The 19,932-nt window shown below is 48.2% G+C and carries 19 protein-coding genes; 17 read left to right on the forward strand and 2 right to left on the reverse strand.

The features are described 5' to 3' along the window. Window positions 1–96 precede the first annotated feature (96 nt). The 10 genes from AC3B4V_RS10210 to AC3B4V_RS10255 all read left to right on the forward strand — a co-directional run bounded on the left by AC3B4V_RS10210 (window position 97) and on the right by AC3B4V_RS10255 (window position 9,985). Window positions 97–1,404: an ABC transporter substrate-binding protein gene (locus tag AC3B4V_RS10210; RefSeq protein WP_488378341.1), complete on the forward strand. Its 1,308-nt coding sequence runs from the start codon at window positions 97–99 to the stop codon at window positions 1,402–1,404. 60 nt (window positions 1,405–1,464) lie between these two features. Further along, on the forward strand, window positions 1,465–2,361 hold the full coding sequence (locus AC3B4V_RS10215) for a carbohydrate ABC transporter permease (RefSeq protein ID WP_023466912.1): 897 nt from the start codon (window positions 1,465–1,467) through the stop codon (window positions 2,359–2,361). Window positions 2,362–2,364: 3 nt separating this feature from the next. Beyond that, window positions 2,365–3,288, forward strand: a complete 924-nt coding sequence (locus tag AC3B4V_RS10220) for a carbohydrate ABC transporter permease (RefSeq protein ID WP_488378342.1) — start codon at window positions 2,365–2,367, stop codon at window positions 3,286–3,288. Between the two features lie 23 nt (window positions 3,289–3,311). Then, window positions 3,312–4,658: a GH1 family beta-glucosidase gene (locus AC3B4V_RS10225; RefSeq protein WP_035399106.1), complete on the forward strand. Its 1,347-nt coding sequence runs from the start codon at window positions 3,312–3,314 to the stop codon at window positions 4,656–4,658. 61 nt (window positions 4,659–4,719) lie between these two features. Continuing rightward, a complete protein-coding gene (locus AC3B4V_RS10230) occupies window positions 4,720–7,077 on the forward strand; it encodes a carbohydrate binding domain-containing protein (RefSeq protein WP_488378343.1) in 2,358 nt (785 codons plus the stop codon). A gap of 377 nt (window positions 7,078–7,454) precedes the next feature. After that, window positions 7,455–7,928, forward strand: coding sequence for a hypothetical protein (locus AC3B4V_RS10235; RefSeq protein ID WP_488378344.1), 474 nt, complete (start codon window positions 7,455–7,457; stop codon window positions 7,926–7,928). 30 nt (window positions 7,929–7,958) lie between these two features. Further along, the gene (locus tag AC3B4V_RS10240) at window positions 7,959–8,108 is read left to right on the forward strand and encodes a hypothetical protein (RefSeq protein ID WP_156772485.1); all 150 of its coding nucleotides are present in this window, start codon (window positions 7,959–7,961) and stop codon (window positions 8,106–8,108) included. A 124-nt stretch (window positions 8,109–8,232) separates the two neighbouring features. Further along, window positions 8,233–8,736 carry an RNA polymerase sigma factor SigV gene (gene sigV / locus AC3B4V_RS10245; protein ID WP_488378345.1) on the forward strand — a complete coding sequence of 168 codons (504 nt, stop codon included), beginning with the start codon at window positions 8,233–8,235 and terminating at the stop codon, window positions 8,734–8,736. Beyond that, window positions 8,720–9,574, forward strand: a complete 855-nt coding sequence (gene rsiV / locus AC3B4V_RS10250) for an anti-sigma-V factor RsiV (RefSeq protein WP_488378346.1) — start codon at window positions 8,720–8,722, stop codon at window positions 9,572–9,574. Before sigV ends, rsiV begins: the two co-directional genes overlap by 17 nt. Window positions 9,575–9,688: 114 nt before the next feature. After that, window positions 9,689–9,985 carry an excalibur calcium-binding domain-containing protein gene (locus AC3B4V_RS10255; RefSeq protein ID WP_029343294.1) on the forward strand — a complete coding sequence of 99 codons (297 nt, stop codon included), beginning with the start codon at window positions 9,689–9,691 and terminating at the stop codon, window positions 9,983–9,985. Window positions 9,986–10,023: 38 nt separating this feature from the next. On the opposite strand, the gene AC3B4V_RS10260 is transcribed toward AC3B4V_RS10255, so the two are convergent. Continuing rightward, on the reverse strand, window positions 10,024–10,347 hold the full coding sequence (locus AC3B4V_RS10260; RefSeq protein ID WP_023466923.1) for a thioredoxin family protein: 324 nt from the start codon (window positions 10,345–10,347) through the stop codon (window positions 10,024–10,026). A 299-nt stretch (window positions 10,348–10,646) separates the two neighbouring features. Between AC3B4V_RS10260 and AC3B4V_RS10265 the strand changes: the two genes are divergently transcribed. Continuing rightward, a complete protein-coding gene (locus tag AC3B4V_RS10265; protein ID WP_053452503.1) occupies window positions 10,647–11,516 on the forward strand; it encodes a cation diffusion facilitator family transporter in 870 nt (289 codons plus the stop codon). A 45-nt stretch (window positions 11,517–11,561) separates the two neighbouring features. Here AC3B4V_RS10265 and AC3B4V_RS10270 read toward each other — a convergent pair whose 3' ends face one another. Next, entirely contained in the window at window positions 11,562–11,903 is a 342-nt protein-coding gene (locus tag AC3B4V_RS10270; RefSeq protein ID WP_488378347.1) for an ASCH domain-containing protein, read from the reverse strand. A gap of 157 nt (window positions 11,904–12,060) precedes the next feature. On the opposite strand from AC3B4V_RS10270, the gene AC3B4V_RS10275 reads away from it, so the two are divergent. The 6 genes from AC3B4V_RS10275 to AC3B4V_RS10300 all read left to right on the forward strand — a co-directional run bounded on the left by AC3B4V_RS10275 (window position 12,061) and on the right by AC3B4V_RS10300 (window position 19,911). After that, entirely contained in the window at window positions 12,061–12,546 is a 486-nt protein-coding gene (locus AC3B4V_RS10275) for a MarR family winged helix-turn-helix transcriptional regulator (protein WP_488378348.1), read from the forward strand. Then, window positions 12,539–14,263, forward strand: a complete 1,725-nt coding sequence (locus AC3B4V_RS10280; protein ID WP_488378349.1) for an ABC transporter ATP-binding protein — start codon at window positions 12,539–12,541, stop codon at window positions 14,261–14,263. The genes AC3B4V_RS10275 and AC3B4V_RS10280 overlap by 8 nt, the downstream gene beginning before the upstream one ends. Next, on the forward strand, window positions 14,260–16,116 hold the full coding sequence (locus AC3B4V_RS10285; RefSeq protein WP_316499659.1) for an ABC transporter ATP-binding protein: 1,857 nt from the start codon (window positions 14,260–14,262) through the stop codon (window positions 16,114–16,116). The genes AC3B4V_RS10280 and AC3B4V_RS10285 overlap by 4 nt, the downstream gene beginning before the upstream one ends. A gap of 129 nt (window positions 16,117–16,245) precedes the next feature. Next, window positions 16,246–16,539, forward strand: a complete 294-nt coding sequence (locus tag AC3B4V_RS10290; RefSeq protein WP_195865792.1) for a rhodanese-like domain-containing protein — start codon at window positions 16,246–16,248, stop codon at window positions 16,537–16,539. Between the two features lie 22 nt (window positions 16,540–16,561). After that, entirely contained in the window at window positions 16,562–17,953 is a 1,392-nt protein-coding gene (locus AC3B4V_RS10295) for an MBL fold metallo-hydrolase (protein ID WP_488378350.1), read from the forward strand. Window positions 17,954–18,114: 161 nt separating this feature from the next. Then, the gene (locus tag AC3B4V_RS10300) at window positions 18,115–19,911 is read left to right on the forward strand and encodes a mechanosensitive ion channel (protein WP_410756438.1); all 1,797 of its coding nucleotides are present in this window, start codon (window positions 18,115–18,117) and stop codon (window positions 19,909–19,911) included. Window positions 19,912–19,932: the final 21 nt, after the last annotated feature.

Consider the following 19,932-nt stretch of genomic DNA (forward strand, 5'->3'; position numbering starts at 1 on the left):
CTTTAAAGCCTTTTCGAAAGCGCTTTCGATATTTTTGAATAACAAATTGAAACCGCTTACCTATAAGCGGAATACTTAACAAAAGGATGAGATGAGATGAAGAAGCAATTAGTTAGTGTGTTAACAGTCGGTGCGTTAACAGCAAGTGTCCTTGCTGGATGTTCAGGTAGCAGCGAAGAAAAGACGGGCGGTGGGAAAGACGTCTTAAAAATCTGGTCGTTCACGGATGAATTAAAAGAGCCAATCAAAAAGTTCGAAGAGAAAAACGGAGTCAAAGTCGAATTGACGATTGTACCGATCGCCGATTACCCGACGAAATTGAAACCAGCTCTTGAAAGTGGTGTCGGAGCACCGGATATCTTCACAGGCGAGATCGCGTTCCTCAAACAGTGGGTTGATGCCGGCTACTGGGCGAACCTCTCTGAAAAACCGTTTAACGCAGACGAAGTCAAAGATGACTATATCCCGTACGTCTATGACATGGGAAAAGATAAAGACGGCAACGTTCGTGCGCTGTCATGGCAAACGACACCAGGTGGCGTCTACTACAAACGTAGCATCGCGAAAAAAGTCCTCGGCACAGATGATCCAAAAGAAATCGGCGGCATGATGGACTCGATGGACGGCGTCTTCGAAGTCGCTGAAAAAATGAAGAGCAAAGGCTACAAGATGTTCCCGGATGAAGGATCGATCCGTTGGTTCGCACAAGGGAACGACCCACAGCCTTGGGTCAACGATAAGCAAGAGCTCGTCTTGACACAAGACAAGAAGGATTACATGGATTACGCAAAAGAACTTCGGACGAAACAATACACAGCACTTGCACCAGAATGGTCACCATCATGGTTCGCAGGCATGGATAAACCGGTCAAAGTCAAAGAAAACGGTAAAGAGACTGAAACAGAAGTCTTCTCTTACGTCCTCCCGACGTGGGGTCTTCACAGTGTCCTCAAAGAAAACGCGAAAAAATCAGCGGGTGACTGGGCGGTCACAAGCGGACCTAGCCCATACTTCTGGGGCGGTACGTGGTTAGGTGTCTACAAAGATTCGAAGAAACAAAAGCTTGCCTATGATTTTGTCAAGATGATGACACAAGACGAAGCGTTCCTAACGGATTGGGCAAAAGAAACAGGTGACGTGTTAGCGTACAAACCAGTCACAGACAAAATCAAGACCGACTTCAAAGATGAGTTCCTCGGCGGACAGAACAACTATGAGTTCTTCCTTGACCAAGCAGACAAGATCACACCAGGGATCGTCACGAAGTATGACCAACAGCTCGATACATTGTATGGTGCATCGGTCATGGAATACGTCCAAGGTAAAAAATCAAAAGACGAAGCACTTGCTGAATTCTACAAAAAAGTCAAAAACGCGTATCCGGACGTAAAAGTACCGGAATAAGGAGAGTAGGTGGGGCGATCCTCGCCTCACCTCTTCTTGTTTAAGAAAGGGGTTTGACCTGTGAAAAAACTCGATCGCCATGGGTATCTGTTCATCGCACCGTTTTGGATCGTCTTCTTGATCTTCAGCATCTATCCGGTTGCCTTGACTTTCTATTACAGCTTCACGAACTACACGGGCGCTGAAGGCGAACAACTCGTCGGACTCGCGAACTATACGCGGTTACTCGGGGATACGTACTTCATCGAAGCGTTCTTTAACACTCTGAAGATTTGGGGTCTGAACTTCATCCTTCAGATCGGTGGTGCCTTATTGCTCGCCTTGTTGTTCTCGGATCTCCAATTGAAATTAAAAGGGCTTGCCTTCTTCCGGGCGACGTTCTACTTACCGAACTTGATCACGATCAGCTCGGTCGCCTTATTGTTCGGTATCTTGCTCGACTGGCAGCATGGTTCACTGAACATGATGTTGATGAAAATCGGAATCATCTCGGAGCCAATCAACTGGTTGACGCAACCGGTGACGGCACAAATCTCCGTCTCGCTCATCCTGACATGGATGTGGCTCGGGCACTCGTTCATCGTCGTCATGGCAGGCGTATCCGGGATCTCGAAGGATTACTTCGAAGCAGCCTTGATTGACGGAGCGACACGTTGGCAAATCTTCTCACGCATTACATTGCCACTCTTAAAACCGATTTTGCTCTACATCATGATCACGTCGTTGATTGGTGGTCTGCAATTGTTCGACCTCCCGATGTTGATTACGGATGGTGTCGGTGCGCCAGATGGTGCCTTGAACACGATGGTGCTTTATCTCTATAACCAAGCTTTCAAATACAACAACTATGGCTACGCCGCTGCTGTCGCATACGGACTGTTTGCCATCACGCTCGTCTTTTCAATCATCGTCTTCAAAGGGATGTTCCGAAAAGAACGTTCGCCGAAAGGAGCCTGACCGATGGAACGAAATGCAGAAGCACGTCGGATCGTGCCACAAACGGAGGAACAACCGGAGCGTTCCGAACGCCCGCTCAAGTTGACGCCACCGCCGAAACAAAAGAAAGCCTGGTTCGGCAAAAGTGTCATCTATATTGGTCTCGTCGTCTTAACGATCGCCTGTATCATCCCGTTTTTGATGATGATCATCAATGCGACGCGCTCGAACGAAGAAGTCTTGTCCGGATTCTCGTTGATTCCAGGGAATTCGCTCGTCGAGAACTACGCGGCACTCAGCGCTTACGTCAACATCTGGTCCGGTTTCAAGAACAGCTTGATCATCGCTGTCCTCGTCACCGTCTTATCAGGGTATTTCTCGGCGTTGACAGCATTCGGATTTGCCTTCTATCAGTTCAAAGGGAAGAACGCGATGTTCGTCTTCATGCTCATCATGATGATGGTTCCGGGTCAACTCGGTTTGATCGGGTTTTACGAACTAAGTAAGAATCTCGGCTTGCTTGATAGCTACATCCCATTGATCGTTCCGGCGATCGCGAGTCCGTTCACGGTCTTCTTCGTCCGACAATATGTCCAGACCGTCCTGCACCCAAGTTTGATCGAAGCAGCACGGATGGACGGAGCGAGTGAGTTCCGAATCTTCCATACGATCGCCTTGCCGATGATGATGCCGGCGATCGCGACGATGTCGATCTTTACGTTCATCGGTTCATGGAACAACTACATCATGCCGCTCGTCTTACTCTTCTCCCCAGAGAAGTATACGTTACCGGTCTTGATGGGCTTCTTGAAAGGGTCACAAGTCGCAGAGAACTTAGGCTCGCTCTATCTCGGGATCGCGATTTCCGTCGTGCCGATCATGATCGCCTTCTTGTTCCTCTCGAAATATATCGTCAGCAGTATCTCGGCAGGTGCCGTTAAAGAATAAGTAGCTTAAAGGAGATTACACATATGAAATTTGCACCGAACTTCGTATTCGGAACGGCTACATCGTCGTATCAGATCGAAGGCGCTCACAACGAAGGCGGACGTACACCTTCGATCTGGGATGCCTTCTGTGATGAGGACGGAAAAGTCTTCGAAAAACATAACGGTGATGTCGCTTGTGATCATTACCACCGTTATGAAGAGGACATCCAGCACATTAAACGTCTTGGCGTCGACACGTACCGCTTCTCGATTGCCTGGCCACGGATCTTCCCGCAAAAAGGGGTCTACAATCCGGAAGGCATGGCGTTCTACAAGAAACTCGCGACGCGTCTGCGGGCTGAAGGCATCAAGCCAGCCGTGACGCTGTACCACTGGGACTTACCACTTTGGGCACATGAAGAAGGCGGCTGGGTCAACCGAGCATCGGTCGACTGGTTCCTCGACTTCGCCCGCGCGTGTTTTGCGGAGCTCGACGGGATCGTCGATTCGTGGATCACACATAACGAACCGTGGTGTGCTGGGTTCCTCAGCTACCATCTCGGACAACATGCACCGGGTCATACGGATATGAACGAAGCCGTTCGTGCCGTGCACCACTTGTTGTTATCACACGGAAAGGCAGTCGAGCTGTTGAAGGGTGAGTTCAAATCGGTCACACCGATCGGTATCACGTTGAACTTGGCACCGAAGTATGCGAAGACGGATTCCGTCAACGATCAGCTAGCCATGAACAATGCAGACGGATATGCGAATCGGTGGTTCCTCGACCCAGTCTTCAAAGGTCAGTATCCGGTTGACATGATGAACCTGTTCTCGAAATACGTCCATTCGTACGCGTTCATCGAGGAAGGCGACATGGAGACGATCTCCGTCCCGTGTGACTTCTTTGGGATTAACTTCTACAGCCGCAACCTCGTCGAGTTCAGTGCTGCGAACGATTTCCTGCAGAAGGATGCGTACTCGGATTATGACAAGACAGGCATGGGCTGGGATATCGCCCCGAGCGAATTCAAGGACTTGATTCGTCGTTTGCGTGCCGAGTATACGGATTTACCGATCTACATCACGGAAAACGGTGCGGCATTCGACGATGAATTGGTCGATGGTCGCGTCGCTGACCAGAACCGGATTGATTACGTCGCACAACACCTGCAAGCCGTGTCTGATTTAAACGAAGAAGGGATGAACATCCAAGGCTATTATCTTTGGTCACTGCTCGACAACTTCGAGTGGAGCTTCGGCTACGATAAGCGTTTCGGGATTCTCTACGTCGATTTCGAGACACAAGAACGGATTTGGAAAGACAGCGCCCACTGGTATGCGGGCGTCATCGAGCAGCATAAGGCAACGATTCCGCAAGAAGCGTGACAAAGGAGGCAAGGTCGAACATTCGTCCTTGCCTCTTTTTGACTAAGAGGAGGAAACAGACATGAAGACATGGGTAGCACTGGCGATCGGGACCGGTTTATTGCTGAGCGGTCAAGCGGTCGACGCGAAGGCAGACAAAAAAGAGACGAAGTGGAAACTCGTCTGGTCGGATGAGTTTCAGGCAAAACAACTCGACCGGACGAAATGGACGTATGATACGGGGAACTGGATCAAGGATGCGAACGGACAACCGGTCTCACCGGGTTGGGGCAACAATGAAAAACAATACTATACGACGAAGCAGGACAACTCGTTTATCCGCAACGGGAAACTCGTCATCAAGGCGAAGCAGGAAAAGACGACGGATGATCTCGGTACATACGATTACACGTCAGCGAAGCTGAAGACGAAAGGCTTATTCAGTAAGACGTACGGTCGTTATGAGATCAAAGCGAAGCTCCCGACCGGAAAAGGGCTTTGGCCTGCATTCTGGATGTTACCGGAGCAAGATAAGTACGGTGCGTGGGCAGCGTCCGGTGAGATTGACGTCATGGAAGCTTGGGGCAGTCAGCCGGACAAGGTCGCTGGAACGATTCACTACGGGGAGAACTGGCCAAACAATAAATATACGGGGAAAGACTATCACTTCCCAGACGGACAGCGGATCGACCAATGGCATACGTACGCGGTCGAGTGGGAGCCGGGCGAACTCCGCTGGTACGTCGACGGCAATCTCTATCAAACACAAAACGATTGGTACAGCAAAGGCTTGAACGCGGCAACGAACTATAGTTATCCGGCACCGTTCGACCAAAACTTCTATCTCGTCATGAATCTCGCGGTCGGCGGTTGGTTCGATGGAGAGGTCGATGCGACGACGAAGTTCCCAGCCGAGATGGAAGTCGACTACGTCCGGGTCTACGACTTAAAAAATCGAGCGTACCGCGAACCGGTCGAACCGACCTACGAAAACGTGACATTACCGGACGGAGCCAAGCAACCAATCGAAGGGAATCTCGTCTACGACACGACATATGAACAACTGGTCACGATGATCACTGGGAATCAGTCGTTTGATCCGCTGTACTGGAACTACGTCACGCTCCCAGACTTCGGTGGCAAAGGAAGTCTTGCGATCATCGAAAAAGAGGGGCAACGGATGGCGGACGTCACGATTGATCAGCCTGGTTCACAGACGTATTCTCACCAACTGATTCAAAACGTATCCCTTGCGCAAGGTGGACGTTACCAAGTCAGCTTTGACGCGAGCAGCACAGCAGACCGGAAGATGATGGTCAAAGTCGGCGGTGGGGCAGAGCGTGGGTACACGAAATATTCAAATGAACAGTCGATCGCTCTGACACCGAGCGTCAAACGACATACGTTCACGTTCGATATGGCGGCAGAGACGGATCTCGCAGCGCGTCTTGAGTTCAACCTCGGACTTGAAAAAGCGGGTGTTCAGATCGGGAACGTCCGTGTCGAACAGATTCCGCGCGGCGTCATCGATGAAGATGCAACAAAACCGGCACTACCGGACGGGAACCTCGTCTACAACGGAACGTTCGATCAAGGGGCGATGGATCGTTTGACGTATTGGCACTTCGATGGTAACAAGCGGACGACAGGGGCTGTTGATCCCGAGTCACGTGATTTCCGTTATGAAGGACATGGTCAAAAAACGACAGCGCGCTTAACGCAAAAGGGACTTCAACTAGAAGCCGGGCATGCGTATCAGCTTCGATTCACAGCAGGTGCGAAAAAAGCGAAATCACTTCAGGTGAAAATCACTGGAGCACAAGAGCAATTGAAACAGACGACTGTACCGTTGACGAAACAAGCAACAACTGTCGACATTCCGTTCACAGCTACACAAACGGCAGACGACAATCAGCTTGTGTTTGACTTCAGTGGACAAGCCGGAAAAATCTCGCTCGATGATGTGGAATTGATCGATGTGACACCAGTGCCGGTCGATCCGTCACCACTGAAGAACGGTTCGTTCGCAAACGGATTGACGTCGTGGTCGTCATACGTCCACTATGATGCGCAAGCCGCTATCGAAGCTGTCAATGAAGCAGCACGCATAAAGATTGGAGCGGAAGGACAAGAACCATGGAGTGTCTTGCTCGAGCAGGGAAACTTGTCACTCGCGAAAGGCAAAACATATGAATTGAGCTTCACGGCATCGTCGACTGTACCGCGTCCGATCGAAGTAACAGTCGAAAATGCTTCGTATACGCGTTACTTCAGTCAAGTCGAGCCGATCACGACGACACCGAAAACGTACAGCTATACCTTTACGATGGGACAAGCCGATACAGGGGCGTTGAAGTTCTTGATGGGACGCGCGGAAGGTTCGCCGTTCGCCGCCCATGATGTGACGATTGATGATGTGAATCTTAAAGTGAAGGAATGATCGAAACAAGGGTTTGACTCAAAAAAGAATGACTCATCTTTGCACGCCCTTTCCTCAGGCGAGACACAAGCCAGTTTTCCTGCTTCATTCAAGCAGGAAAGCGGGTCTTGTTTGTCTCTGACAGCGCAAAAATGCGCTTCTTCCTGTAGGAGTGGCGTGCAACGCGTCATTCTTTTTTACGAGATAAGGGTGGCAGATGCTCGTTCTGCCACCCTTATCTTTTGTATAGACTGATTGATGAGTTAGCTCTTGTTGTTGTGTCATCAGCTTAAACAAAAAAGCTGAACTATTTTTCATGATGGAAAAGGAATAAAACCCATCATATGGAATATACAACGTAGAAGTGACATCTATTCGTTTTCAGAGGAGGAAACGTCATGCGTCAGAGGTACATACCGTATCGGCTCATCTTCATCGTAGGTTTACTTGGCATGATCGGCATCAACGGATGGTCCGCCATGCTCCATCCGGACGGCACGATTAACGGCTGGCAAAGCATCGCCTCCGTCGTCTGGCTTGTTGCTCTAGTTGCGTCGCTATTTTATGTCAAGGAAGATAAAGCGCTTCGACTTATAGTCTGGTATATCCGGATTGGTCTCGTTGCGGCGTTATTCATTTATGGTGTTTCGTTACTCGAAGGCGCATTTTCTGAAACGATTTGGTTTGATGCATTGGCGAGTGTTCAGTTAGTGTTCTATTTTCTCTTCGTTGTCCCATTGTTTGGATTAAATGCCTGGACCGATGTATTGTTTGGTGAGTTTTCGTTATACATGAGTGTCTTGTACGGTATCGCCTTGATTACGCTCCACGTAAAGGTTTGGAATGATACATCACGGCATTTGCATTATTAAGTAGAAAAGGTGAATGGTATGTTGAGTCCCGTGAATGAGCGCGAGGAACGGACGGGTAAACGTGAACGCCGAAAACAACGAAAAATCGATGTGGGATGCGTCACGATCGTCGGCATTCCATTACTGTTCATCGTTCCGTTTCTGTTGATCATTCTTATCTTAATGAAGTCTGCTCCATGAAAAGGTGACCTGGTGTCACCTTTTTTTGTTGTGTCGTCAACTTTTTTCTCGACTCGCCCGTCTTAATGATGTATACACAGAACGATATCGAAAAAAGGAGCCGCGGCCTATGACATCTCGTCAAATGAGAAAACGGGAAAAAGCATTCGTCCGTTTTTTAAAGCAATACAAACCGAATCTCTACTGGTTAGCCTACAGTTATATGAAAAATGAACAGGATAGCCTGGATGTCATTCAGGACAGCATTCAAAAAGCGTTACAGTCGCTCGATCGACTCGAGGATGAGGAACGGATGAAAGCCTGGTTCTATCAAATTTTGACACGAACAGCGATTGATGCGATCCGGAAGCGTCAGCATAGTATCAGTTACGACACGGATCGACTGATCGAACTCGTCGCGACGAAAGAAGATACATACCCAGATTCCGATTTACGACAGGCGCTCGAGGAGCTACCGGTCATGTACCGGGAAGTCGTCATCTTACACTATTTCGAGGACTTGATCTTAAAAGACGTCGCGACGATTTTAGAGCTGAATTTAAGTACGACCAAGTCCCGGCTGTATAAAGGGTTGACCTTACTGAAAATGAAATTGAATGGAGATGATTTAGATGTCAAACAAACTTGATGATCTGAAACAGGCATACCAACAACCACCGGTTCCAAAAGAACTCGATGAAATGATTGCCCGAGTCGAGCACCGGACGCGTCCTTCGCGGACGAAAAGCTCCGTATTGATTACAGCCGCCGCCATCACGTTATTCGTTGGCGGATTAAATAGTAATGCGTCGTTTGCGGACGCGATGGCGAAGGTGCCGGTCTTTGGTCAACTAACCGAGATCGTGACGATCGACTGGAAAGAGACGAAGACACAACAGTCGGCTGATATCAAAGCCCCTCAAGTGACGTTACCGGACAAATCACTCGAGCAACAACTGAACGAAAAGTATATCGCGGAAGGACAAGCGCTTTACGAAAAGTTCAAACAGGAGACGCACGGACAGGAAGGGGCATTTGCCGTCGATAGCCGCTACGACGTCAAGACGGATACGGACGACTTGTTGTCGATCGGGCGGACTGTCACTGAAACACGGGCAAGTGCAGCGGAAAGCGTCCAGTACGATACGATCGATAAGAAGCAACAGCTTATCCTGACGTTACCATCCTTGTTCAAGGATGACGGATACATCACGACGATCAGTGAGTATCTAAAAGAAGAGATGCGTCGTCAAATGAAAGCCGATGAAGGAAAGGTCTACTTCGTCGAAGGAACATCAGATGTGCCAGAGGACGAACAGTTCAAGCACATTTCAGCGAAGCAAAACTTTTATATTACGGCAGATCACAAATTAGTTTTGTCGTTTGATGAGTACAGCATCGCTCCAGGATATATGGGCATCGTTGAGTTTAAGATCCCGACGTCGATCTTAAAAGATGACCTCGTCAGTTCGACCTATATTCGTTGATTGTCAGATTTTAAAAAACATTGACGTAAAAATGAAAAAAGGAAACAATTTCTAAAAATGACCTCTTATAATCAAAAGACGAATCGTTGTTTTTTGAAAAAAGGAGGAGTCCCTATGAAAAAATGGAGTCGGCTCGTACTAGCGGGTGTCGTCAGTCTCGCCTTGATCCATGTTCCAGCAGCTAGTGAAGCGGCGACGAAAGCAAAAGCCTTTAAGAACTGTACGGAAATGCAGAAGACGTACAAAGGCGGCGTCGCGAAAAAAGCGGGTCTAAAAAATCGGACAGGGTATGACAAGAACGGAAAACCGATCTACAAAGCAACAAAGTACAAAGCATACGTGAGCCTTGCGACGTATAACTTAAACACGAAGAGCGACCGGGATAAAGACGGTATCGCGTGTGAACGTTAAAAAAATAACCTAACGCTGCGGCGTCAGGTTATTTTTGCTTAGTTGAAGTTTTGCTTTAAGAAGGCTGTAACTTCTTCTGGTGTTTTAGCATTTGCACTGTGCAAGTGCGCCAGTTTTTCATTGTTTTTGAAGACGAGCAAGCTTGGGATTCCCATGACATCATGGTTCGATGCGATTTCAGGGAACTCATCCTTGTCGATCGTGTGGATTGGTAAGTGGTCGAATTGTGACTCGACGTCCGGCATGAAGTAATCCATCCGTTTGCAGTCGGGGCACCAGTCTGCTTCGAACTTGATGATGACCGGTGCATCACTTGAAATCAATTCCTTGAATGTTTCTTCACTCTTAATGAATTCTGCCATTGTGAGAACTCCTCCTCTTGGTGTTGTACCTTTAGTCTACCGATTCCCTTCAGAACTTGCACGAATTATGTTCGTCGAAGAGTCTGACAAGTCAAAAAAGTTGGTTGCTCTTTAAGATAATGCTGCTGATTTTCTTGAAAAGAGCCACATGACCAAATCAAATTCAGTTTGGTATAGAGCAACATTATTGCGTGTTTGTTAATTACCTAGTTCGAAACAAAATGATTTCTCTAGACCCACTCGATTTCCGACTGGTACGATGAGGTTTGCTAATCGCAGAGAAAGTGGGGGCGACGAGAATGGAACAACAAAAATACGATAATCTAAAACGTGGCGAACGCGGTGCGATGATTAGTATCGCAGCCTATATCTTGTTATCATCTTTAAAATTAATCATTGGGTATACAGCAGATTCTGCCGCACTCCGGGCAGACGGTTTGAACAACGCGACTGACATCATCGCGTCGATCGCTGTCTTGATCGGCTTACGGATCTCGCAACGTCCGGCAGATGACGATCACAAGTACGGACACTGGAAAAGTGAGACGATTGCCTCGCTCGTAGCTTCCTTCATCATGATGGCAGTCGGTCTTCAAGTCTTGATCGATACAATCTCGACGTTGTTCGAAGGCAAGCAGGAATCACCTGATGTTCTTGCAGCATACGTCGGAATCGGTTCAGCTCTCGTGATGTACTTCGTCTACCGCTACAATAAGAAGTTATCCGAGGAGATTGAAAGCAAAGCCGTCATGGCAGCGGCGAAAGATAATTTATCGGATGCTTGGGTCAGTGTCGGGACGACGATCGGGATCGTCGGATCACAGTTCGGCATGCCATGGCTCGATGTCGTGACCGCGATCATCGTCGGCTTCCTGATCTGTAAGACAGCATGGGACATCTTTACGGAAGCGTCACACGAACTGACGGATGGCTTCGATGAGAAGAAGCTGAAGATGTACGAAGATGTCATTTTCGATCTCGAAGGTGTCAAAGGGATTAAGTCAATCAAAGGACGTAATTACGGCAACAATGAAGTCGTTGATGTCGTCATCCTCGTCAACTCAACTTTGAACATCCACCAAGCACACGATATTGCGACACGTGTTGAAGATACACTGACGGAAGAATACGGTGTCTATGATATCCATGTACACGTCGAACCCGAATGAATTCAAAAACGTCTTTTCTACGTTGACTGTAGAAAAGACGTTTTTTTATGGTTCTAATGCGATCGTCAGAGCCAGTGCCCCGTACTGTTGCTCGGCTTCCGGTGAATAGATTGCATAGGTTGACGTCACGAGTTCGTCGAGCGACCAACCAACACAGTCGATAGCTTCATTTGGGATGTGTTCATAAAGCGCTCGGAAATCAGGAAAGACTTGTCGTTTTGTCACGCGGACAAGTAGCGTCTCACTTGTTTCCGTATGGGTGAACTGAATCTGATCACCGACTTGTACCTGTTGTCGTTTTAAATCATTTAGTCGAATCTCGACGGTCTTTCGTCCTTGTTCAATCGAACGAAACGGTTCTTCAAATAATCCCATTTCATGTCTCATCTATGCTCACTCCTTGTGTTCCTTGAGCATAGCAAAAACTATGTGATTTTTCACATTGCCTTTTCGTTGACAATTAAAAATAATCGGCGTAATTTAATTCATATAAGTAATTGTTCCTTTTGGAACGATTTGAAATGGAACAAGGAGGCGAAACAAGATGGATCAAACGGAAACGACCCGTTCGAATGCGATGATGCAGTCGTTTTGGAATGTCCAGCGCCATCTGGTCCGAGCAGCGCATCAGACGGCACAGGAAAACGGACTCAGTTTACCGCAATTTCATAGCTTGATGACGATTGCACCGCGTGGACCGATCTCACAAAAAGAGCTCGCCGCACATACGCACTTACCGAAAAGTACGCTCAGTCAGTCGATTGAAGGTCTCGTCCAATCGGGCTGGGTCATTCGGGAGACGAATCCCGACAATCGACGGGAAGTCGTCTTAAAGCTTAGTGATCAAGGTCAGCAATTCGTCACTGACATCAAGGAACAAGAGAAGGGGATGCAACGTCAACTGGAGCAAGTGCTTGCGACGATTGACCCGGACGTATTCGAACAGATGCTTGAAACACACGCAGTGATTGCTGAGGGAATCGGTCAGATTTTACGTCCAGATCTGAAAGGAGGATGTTCGGATGATTAAGTTACTCAAACGGTTGACGGTCTATAAATGGGCGGTCTTTGCTGTGCTTGTCCTTGTATTTGCACAATCGATGTCCGATTTGTATTTACCGACACTGATGGCGGATATCATCGATAAAGGCGTCGTTACCGGCGATACCGCGTATATCTGGAAAATTGGTGCCGTCATGCTGGGGATTACCGGTATCGGAGCGTTAGCTGCAGTTGCCGCCAGTTATTATTCATCGAAGGCGTCGATGGGGCTCGGACGGGATATCCGTCGCCAAGTCTTTAACCATGTCGAACGTTTCTCCCTGCAAGAGTTCGACCAGGTCGGAACGGCGTCACTGATTACGCGGACGACGAACGACATCACACAAGTCCAACAAGTCGTCATCATGATGTTGCGGATGGTCGTCAGTGCACCAATCATGTTCATCGGTGGATTGATCATGGCCGTCTCGAAAGATGCCAAACTATCGCTCGTCATCGTCGCGGCGATGCCGGTCCTTGTTATTTCGATCCTGTTGATTCTGTGGAAAGGCGTTCCGTTGTTTGGGAAGGTTCAAAAACGTCTCGACCGTCTGAACCTCGTCTTGCGGGAGAACTTGACCGGGATTCGTGTCATCCGTGCCTTTAACCGGGAACGTGATGAACAAGTACGATTGACAAAAGCGAACGCGGATTTGACAGAAGTCTCGATCAAGGTCAATAAAATCATGGCGTTCTTGATGCCAGTGATGATGCTCGTCATGAACTTGACGGTCGTCGGTGTCATTTGGTTCGGGGGCATCCGGATCGATAATGGTGGCATGCAAATCGGGGATTTGATGGCATTCATCCAGTACGTCATGCAAATCATGTTCGCGCTCGTCATGGCGTCGGTCATGTTCGTCATGATTCCGCGAGCAGCTGTCTCGGCGAAACGGATCAATGAAGTTCTCGAGATGACACCAACGATGACAGATGAGGGGACACAAACCGCTGACCGTGAAAAAGGAACGCTCGTCTTTGATCGTGTCACGTTCCGTTACCCAGGTGCTGAGACACCTGTCTTATCCGACATCAGCTTTGCGGCACGACCAGGTGAAGTGACGGCTGTGATCGGCGGAACGGGTTCCGGTAAATCAACGCTCGTCAATTTGATTCCTCGTTTTTATGACGTGACGGAAGGGAGCATCCGGGTCAACGGTGTCGATAGCCAGGATGTACCGCAAGAGGAACTGCGGTCGAAAATCGGCTTCGTTCCTCAAAAGGCGCTACTGTTCACGGGTACGATCGCTGAAAACATTCGCTTCGGGAAAGAGAACGCGACAGACGAAGAAGTCGCGCATGCAGCGCAAATCGCACAAGCGACCGATTTCATCGAACGGATGCCGGACGGTTACGATGCGCGGATCGAACAAGGTGGATCGAACGTCTCCGGTGGGCAAAAACAACGGTTGTCGATTGCGCGAGCCCTCGTTCGTCGACCAGATTTATATGTCTTTGATGACAGTTTTTCAGCACTCGACTTTAAAACTGATGCGGCACTTCGGAAAGCCTTACGGGAAGAAACACGCGAGGCAACCGTCTTGATCGTCGCTCAACGTGTCAGCACCGTCATCGATGCCGATCAAATCATCGTCCTGGATGAAGGGAAAGTCGCTGGAATCGGAACGCACGATGAATTGTTTGCTGACAATGCCGTCTATCAGGAAATCGTGAAGTCACAACTATCAGAGGAGGAAATCGCATGAGTGAGAAAAAACGACCTGCCGGCGGTCCTCCGCCTGGTGGTCCCGGTGGCGGAAATATGATGATGCTCGGAGAAAAACCAAAGGATTTCAAAGCAACGTTCCGTCGTCTGCTTCGGTATCTGCGTCCGCGTCGGACGGCACTCGTTGGTGTATTCCTCGCAGCCATCCTCAGTACGGTCTTCATGATTGCCGGTCCGAAAATCATGGGGACGGCAATCACGGAATTGTTTGAAGGGGCATATGCGAAGTTCCAAGGTGTACCGGGAGCGGCAATCGATTTCACGAAAATCGGACAGATCCTGCTCTGGCTCGCTGGACTATATATCATCAGTAGTCTGTTTAATTACTTGCAACAGTATTTGATGTCAGGTATCGCTCAAAAAACAGTCTACGATTTACGCGAAGACGTCAATCATAAACTCGAACGCCTGCCATTGAAATACTACGATGGTCGTCCGAACGGGGAGACACTCAGCCGCGTGACGAACGATATCGATACGATCGGTAGTACGTTACAACAAAGTGTGACATCATTCATCACCTCGATCGTGACGATCGTCGGGATTCTGATCATGATGTTGACGATCAGTCCGCTGTTAACACTGATTTCGCTCGTCTCGTTGCCGGTTTCGATCTTTGCGATCCGACCGATTTTGAAACGTTCTCAAAAGTATTTTGCTGACCAACAACGGACACTTGGCCAATTGAACGGACATGTCGAAGAGATGTATACCGGACACTCGGTCGTCAAGGCGTTCGGACATGAACGCAAAGCGGTCGAGCAGTTTGATGCCGTCAACGAAGAGTTGTATGAAGCAGGACGTAAAGCACAGTTCATCTCCGGGATTATCATGCCGATGATGATGTTCATCGGAAATATCAGTTACGTCCTGATCAGTATCGTCGGCGGGATTCTCGTCACGCAACGGGCGATCTCGATCGGGGATATCCAAGCGTTCATCACCTATACACGCCAGTTCACGCAACCGATCACACAAACAGCGAATATCGCGAACATCGTTCAATCAACAGTCGCAGCAGCGGAACGTGTCTTCGAATTACTGGACGAAGAAGAAGAAATCAAGGAAGTGACGACACATCGTCTCACGCAAGCTGAAGGAGCGGTCGCGTTCGAACACGTTGATTTTGGTTACGGAAAGGATCTCTTGATCGAGGACATGAACATCGATGTCGCACCGGGACAAACGGTCGCGATCGTTGGACCAACCGGTGCCGGTAAGACGACGATGATCAATCTATTGATGCGCTTTTATGAGTTGAACGGGGGGACGATCCGGATTGACGGCATCGATACCCGCGAGATGTCACGCGAAGACTTACGGACGACGTTCGGGATGGTCTTACAAGATACGTGGCTTTTCAACGGTACGATCCGAGATAATCTTGCTTACGGTAAGAGTGGAGCGACCGAGGAGGAAATCATCGCGGCAGCCAAAACGGCACACGCTGATCACTTCATCCGGACGTTGCCGGACGGGTATGATACGGTCTTGAACGAGGAAGCCTCGAACATCTCGCAAGGTCAAAAACAGCTGTTGACGATTGCTCGGGCCGTTCTTGCCGATCCTCCGATCATGATTCTCGATGAAGCGACCTCTAGTGTGGATACACGGACAGAGGTCTTCATCCAGCAAGCAATGCGTCGCTTGATGGAGGGACGGACAAGCTTCGTCATTGCCCATCGTCTCTCGACGATCAAGGATGCCGATTTGATTCTCGTCATGAATCAAGGAAGTGTCATCGAACAGGGCACACATGAAGAATTACTCGAGGCAGATGGTTTTTATGCGGATCTGTACAACAGTCAGTTCTCTGAAAAGGAAGTCGTTTGAGTCAGGACAGTGTCGTCATTTTGACGATGCTGTTTTTTTGTGTGCATTTTTCTTGAACTTATATACGGTAGGGGGTATATTGAATTCAACAACTTTACAGCCGTGAGGCATCTACTAGGAGGAATCTTGATGAAACAGATGACGACAGACCAATTACAGCAGACGTTAACCGAAAGTACGATCCAATTGATTGATGTTCGTGAAATCGATGAATACGAAAGCGGACATATCGCTGAAGCCAAAAACGTTCCATTGTCCGAGTTGACAGAGCGAACGGATGAACTCGACGCGTCACGTCCGGTCCATATCATCTGTCTATCTGGTGGTCGCAGCATGAATGCGGCGATGTACTTGGAGCAAGCAGGATTCGATGTGACGAATATCAGCGGCGGCATGATGAGCTACGAAGGAACCATCGTTTAATACACTAGAGGGGGTATACACAATGTTATTACGATATTTCTATGATGAAAAATTAGCGCAGGCGTCATACATGGTCGGGTGCCAAATGACAGGAGAAGCGATCGTCATCGATCCTGCACGGAATATTAGACCGTATCTAGAGGTGGCTAAAAAAGAAGGTCTCCGGATTACTGCTACAGCGGAAACGCATATTCACGCAGACTTCGTCTCGGGCACACAAGAGTTTGCAAAACGATACGACACGACGGCTTACCTGTCAGATGAAGGAGACGAAAACTGGAAATATCAATTTGTCTCGGATATTCACCATGAACTTGTCAAAGATGGTGACCGGTTCAAAGTCGGGAATGTGACGCTAGAAGTCATGCACACACCAGGGCATACGCCAGAACATATCTCCTTCTTATTATTCGACCGAAATCAACAAGTACCGATGGGCATCTTCACAGGCGATTTCGTCTTTGTTGGTGATATCGGTCGTCCCGATCTACTCGAAGAAGCAGCTGGTATCAAAGGAACGACAGCCGTTGGAGCGAAGCAGATGTTTGCTTCGTTAAAACGTTTCAAGGAGCTACCTGATTTTGTCCAAATTTGGCCAGGACATGGCGCCGGAAGTGCTTGCGGGAAAGCGCTCGGAGCCGTTCCGACATCGACGGTCGGCTATGAAAAAGCGACGAACTGGGCGTTGCAGATGGAAGACGAAGATGCATTCATTCGGGAACTAACGACGGATCAACCAGAACCACCGAACTATTTCGCGATGATGAAACGCGTCAATAAAGAAGGAATTGCTTTGACGACGGAGATTCCTGAACTCGTGACGAACGAGGATCCGACAGCGTGGACGTCTTCGATACAGATCGTTGATACGCGAGATGGTCAGTCGTTCCGGAACGGACATCTTCCAGGTACGATCAATATTCCGTACGATGATAAATTCGTTACTTGGGCTGGTTGGTTACTCGATTTTGACCATGACATCGCGATTCTGTCGACGCCGGAACAGCGTGAAGATATTCAACGGGATCTTCAATCAATTGGACTCGATCGGGTCACTTACTGGGCAGATCATCAAGCAGTACCAGCATCGATGCTAACGGAACGTTATGAGGACTGGACGGCAGAAGAAGCGCTAGCAGCTGCAGAGCGACAAGAAGTCTACGTCCTCGACGTCCGGAACAAAACAGAGTGGGACAGCCAACATTATGATCAAGCACGACGGATTCTTTTAGGAAAGCTAGTGGCTCGTCAGGAGGAATTACCGACCGATCGTCCACTTGCCGTACACTGTGCATCCGGTGTTCGTTCTCGAATGGCGGTCAGTGTACTACAGTCACTCGGATTTAAGGATGTCGTTAACATTGAAGGTGGATATGCAGCGATGCGCACGATTTTGAATCAACAAACATCATAAGACGACGGACTGGATGGCAGCATATGCCATCCATTTTTTTGTATGGAACACAAGAAACACCACATTCTGGTACGGACAAGGGTTTAATAAATCCTTTAGCTGGGGAAATTAAAGAAGTGTCAGAAATATATAATTTTATTTAGGTGAAGGAGTGTGACAGGATGAATAACTTTTGGAATGGAACATCGTTCAACATGAACGGTATTCTAGGATCACTCGGCAATTTGCTTGGAGCGATCATCGTTTTTCTGATCGGTTGGCTCATTGCAAAGCTAATTGCAAACGGAGTTCAAAAAGCATTAGAGAAGTCTGGGGTCGTTAATAAGTTAATACCTCCAAAAGAGGGCGAACAGCAAAAGAAGAAAAAATGGACGCCTGAAAAAGTAATTGGAACCGTCATTTTTTGGGTACTCATGATTTTCGTTTTGATTTTGGTCTTCAATATTCTTAATCTGAACATCATTGCTGGACCACTCGCGGATACGATGAGCACATTGCTCGCAGTCATTCCAAACGTCTTGAAAGCAGCCCTTGTCCTTCTCTTGGCATATATCATCGCGGTCGTTCTCCGTATGATCATCGTCAAAGCGGGTACGAAGTTGATGTCGAATGAAAAGGTTCGTTCGAACAAGATGTTACAAGGGGATACGGATTTATCAACTTATCCAAAAATCGTAGGAGAAATCGTCTTCTATCTCGTCTTGCTTCTGTTCTTACCGGGTGTTCTAGATGCTTTGAACATTGAAGGTGTCTCTCAACCATTTAGCGATTTATTATCGTCATTCCTTGGGTTCATCCCACGCTTAATTGCTGCCGCCGCTATCTTCGTAGTTGGTTATTTCGTTGCAAAAATCGTTCGCGATATCGTAACGAATTTCCTTCATGCTGTTGGGACGGATAAATTTGCAGCTCGTTTTAACCTTGGATCAACGGATCAAAAAGATTCAAAATCACTTTCGTCGATTCTAGGAACAGTCGTCTTCATCTTGATCTTGATTCCAATCACGATCTCGGCACTCGATCAATTGAACATTAAAGGAATCACGGGCCCAGCGATCAACATGTTGAACGATGTCCTCGGTATGATTCCGAACATCCTTGTCGGTGTCGTTCTGATTCTGGTCGGTCTCTATGTCGGACGTTTCGTCAAGAAGTTCGTCACGGACCTCTTATCACGTCTTGGATTCAACAATCTGACACGTCACTTGAAAATCGGTACATGGGATGCGAATCAAACTTCTACCTCGCCGTCATCAGTCGTCGGAGTCCTTGTTGAGATCGTCATCGTCGTTCTCTTCGTCGTTGAAGCGTTCAATTTGATTGGTCTTGACTTCATGGTAGACCTCGGTCGTGCCGTCCTTGCGTTCTTGCCAAGCGTCCTGACAGCGATCATCATTCTCGCAATCGGGATCATCGTCAGCAACCTCGTCAAACGTACGATGGACAGCCTGTTCGGTAACTCTGAACTAAAAGTCCTCTCAAGCGTTGCGAAGTATGCGATTCTTGCACTTGCTGTCTTCATGGCACTTGATCAATTGGGTGTTGCTGATACGATCGTCAACTCAGCCTTCATCTTGATCCTTGGAGCACTTGCGCTTGCTTTCGGTCTTGCCTTTGGTCTTGGTGGACGTGATAATGCATCGCGTTACCTCGATCGTCTGCAAAAGAAAGCAGAGAATACGGAAGTCGACACATCGAACCTTCCAAGTAAGTCAGCATCTACTTCTTCATCACCGAGCTTGAAAGATGCAGCAAAAGGTGCAGCTTCACAAGCAGCAGATGATGTCACACCAGATCGTGCACCACGTTCAGCGCGCTCTTCTTCAACAGATGAGACGACACATGGTACACCAAAAGGTGCATTGCCAGAAAACGATTTAGCACAGCAAGATGATTACCCGATCGATCCAGATGAGCATAAAGGTCCTAACCTCGATCATCCAAACGATCGTCCGTAATACGAGTACATCCTTTCCTCT

This window comes from Exiguobacterium sp. E17S (assembly GCF_057772545.1).

Excerpts from the sequence above, each read along its gene's own strand:
- AC3B4V_RS10260 (WP_023466923.1), bottom strand. The coding sequence starts at position 10,347 with ATGGCAGAATTCATTAAGAGTGAAGAAACATTCAAGGAATTGATTTCA.
- AC3B4V_RS10220 (WP_488378342.1), top strand. The coding sequence starts at position 2,365 with ATGGAACGAAATGCAGAAGCACGTCGGATCGTGCCACAAACGGAGGAA.
- AC3B4V_RS10225 (WP_035399106.1), top strand. The coding sequence starts at position 3,312 with ATGAAATTTGCACCGAACTTCGTATTCGGAACGGCTACATCGTCGTAT.
- AC3B4V_RS10270 (WP_488378347.1), bottom strand. The coding sequence starts at position 11,903 with ATGAGACATGAAATGGGATTATTTGAAGAACCGTTTCGTTCGATTGAA.
- AC3B4V_RS10235 (WP_488378344.1), top strand. The coding sequence starts at position 7,455 with ATGCGTCAGAGGTACATACCGTATCGGCTCATCTTCATCGTAGGTTTA.
- AC3B4V_RS10255 (WP_029343294.1), top strand. The coding sequence starts at position 9,689 with ATGAAAAAATGGAGTCGGCTCGTACTAGCGGGTGTCGTCAGTCTCGCC.
- AC3B4V_RS10230 (WP_488378343.1), top strand. The coding sequence starts at position 4,720 with ATGAAGACATGGGTAGCACTGGCGATCGGGACCGGTTTATTGCTGAGC.
- AC3B4V_RS10300 (WP_410756438.1), top strand. The coding sequence starts at position 18,115 with ATGAATAACTTTTGGAATGGAACATCGTTCAACATGAACGGTATTCTA.
- AC3B4V_RS10290 (WP_195865792.1), top strand. The coding sequence starts at position 16,246 with ATGAAACAGATGACGACAGACCAATTACAGCAGACGTTAACCGAAAGT.
- rsiV (WP_488378346.1), top strand. The coding sequence starts at position 8,720 with ATGTCAAACAAACTTGATGATCTGAAACAGGCATACCAACAACCACCG.
- AC3B4V_RS10275 (WP_488378348.1), top strand. The coding sequence starts at position 12,061 with ATGGATCAAACGGAAACGACCCGTTCGAATGCGATGATGCAGTCGTTT.
- AC3B4V_RS10295 (WP_488378350.1), top strand. The coding sequence starts at position 16,562 with ATGTTATTACGATATTTCTATGATGAAAAATTAGCGCAGGCGTCATAC.
- AC3B4V_RS10280 (WP_488378349.1), top strand. The coding sequence starts at position 12,539 with ATGATTAAGTTACTCAAACGGTTGACGGTCTATAAATGGGCGGTCTTT.
- sigV (WP_488378345.1), top strand. The coding sequence starts at position 8,233 with ATGAGAAAACGGGAAAAAGCATTCGTCCGTTTTTTAAAGCAATACAAA.
- AC3B4V_RS10285 (WP_316499659.1), top strand. The coding sequence starts at position 14,260 with ATGAGTGAGAAAAAACGACCTGCCGGCGGTCCTCCGCCTGGTGGTCCC.
- AC3B4V_RS10210 (WP_488378341.1), top strand. The coding sequence starts at position 97 with ATGAAGAAGCAATTAGTTAGTGTGTTAACAGTCGGTGCGTTAACAGCA.
- AC3B4V_RS10265 (WP_053452503.1), top strand. The coding sequence starts at position 10,647 with ATGGAACAACAAAAATACGATAATCTAAAACGTGGCGAACGCGGTGCG.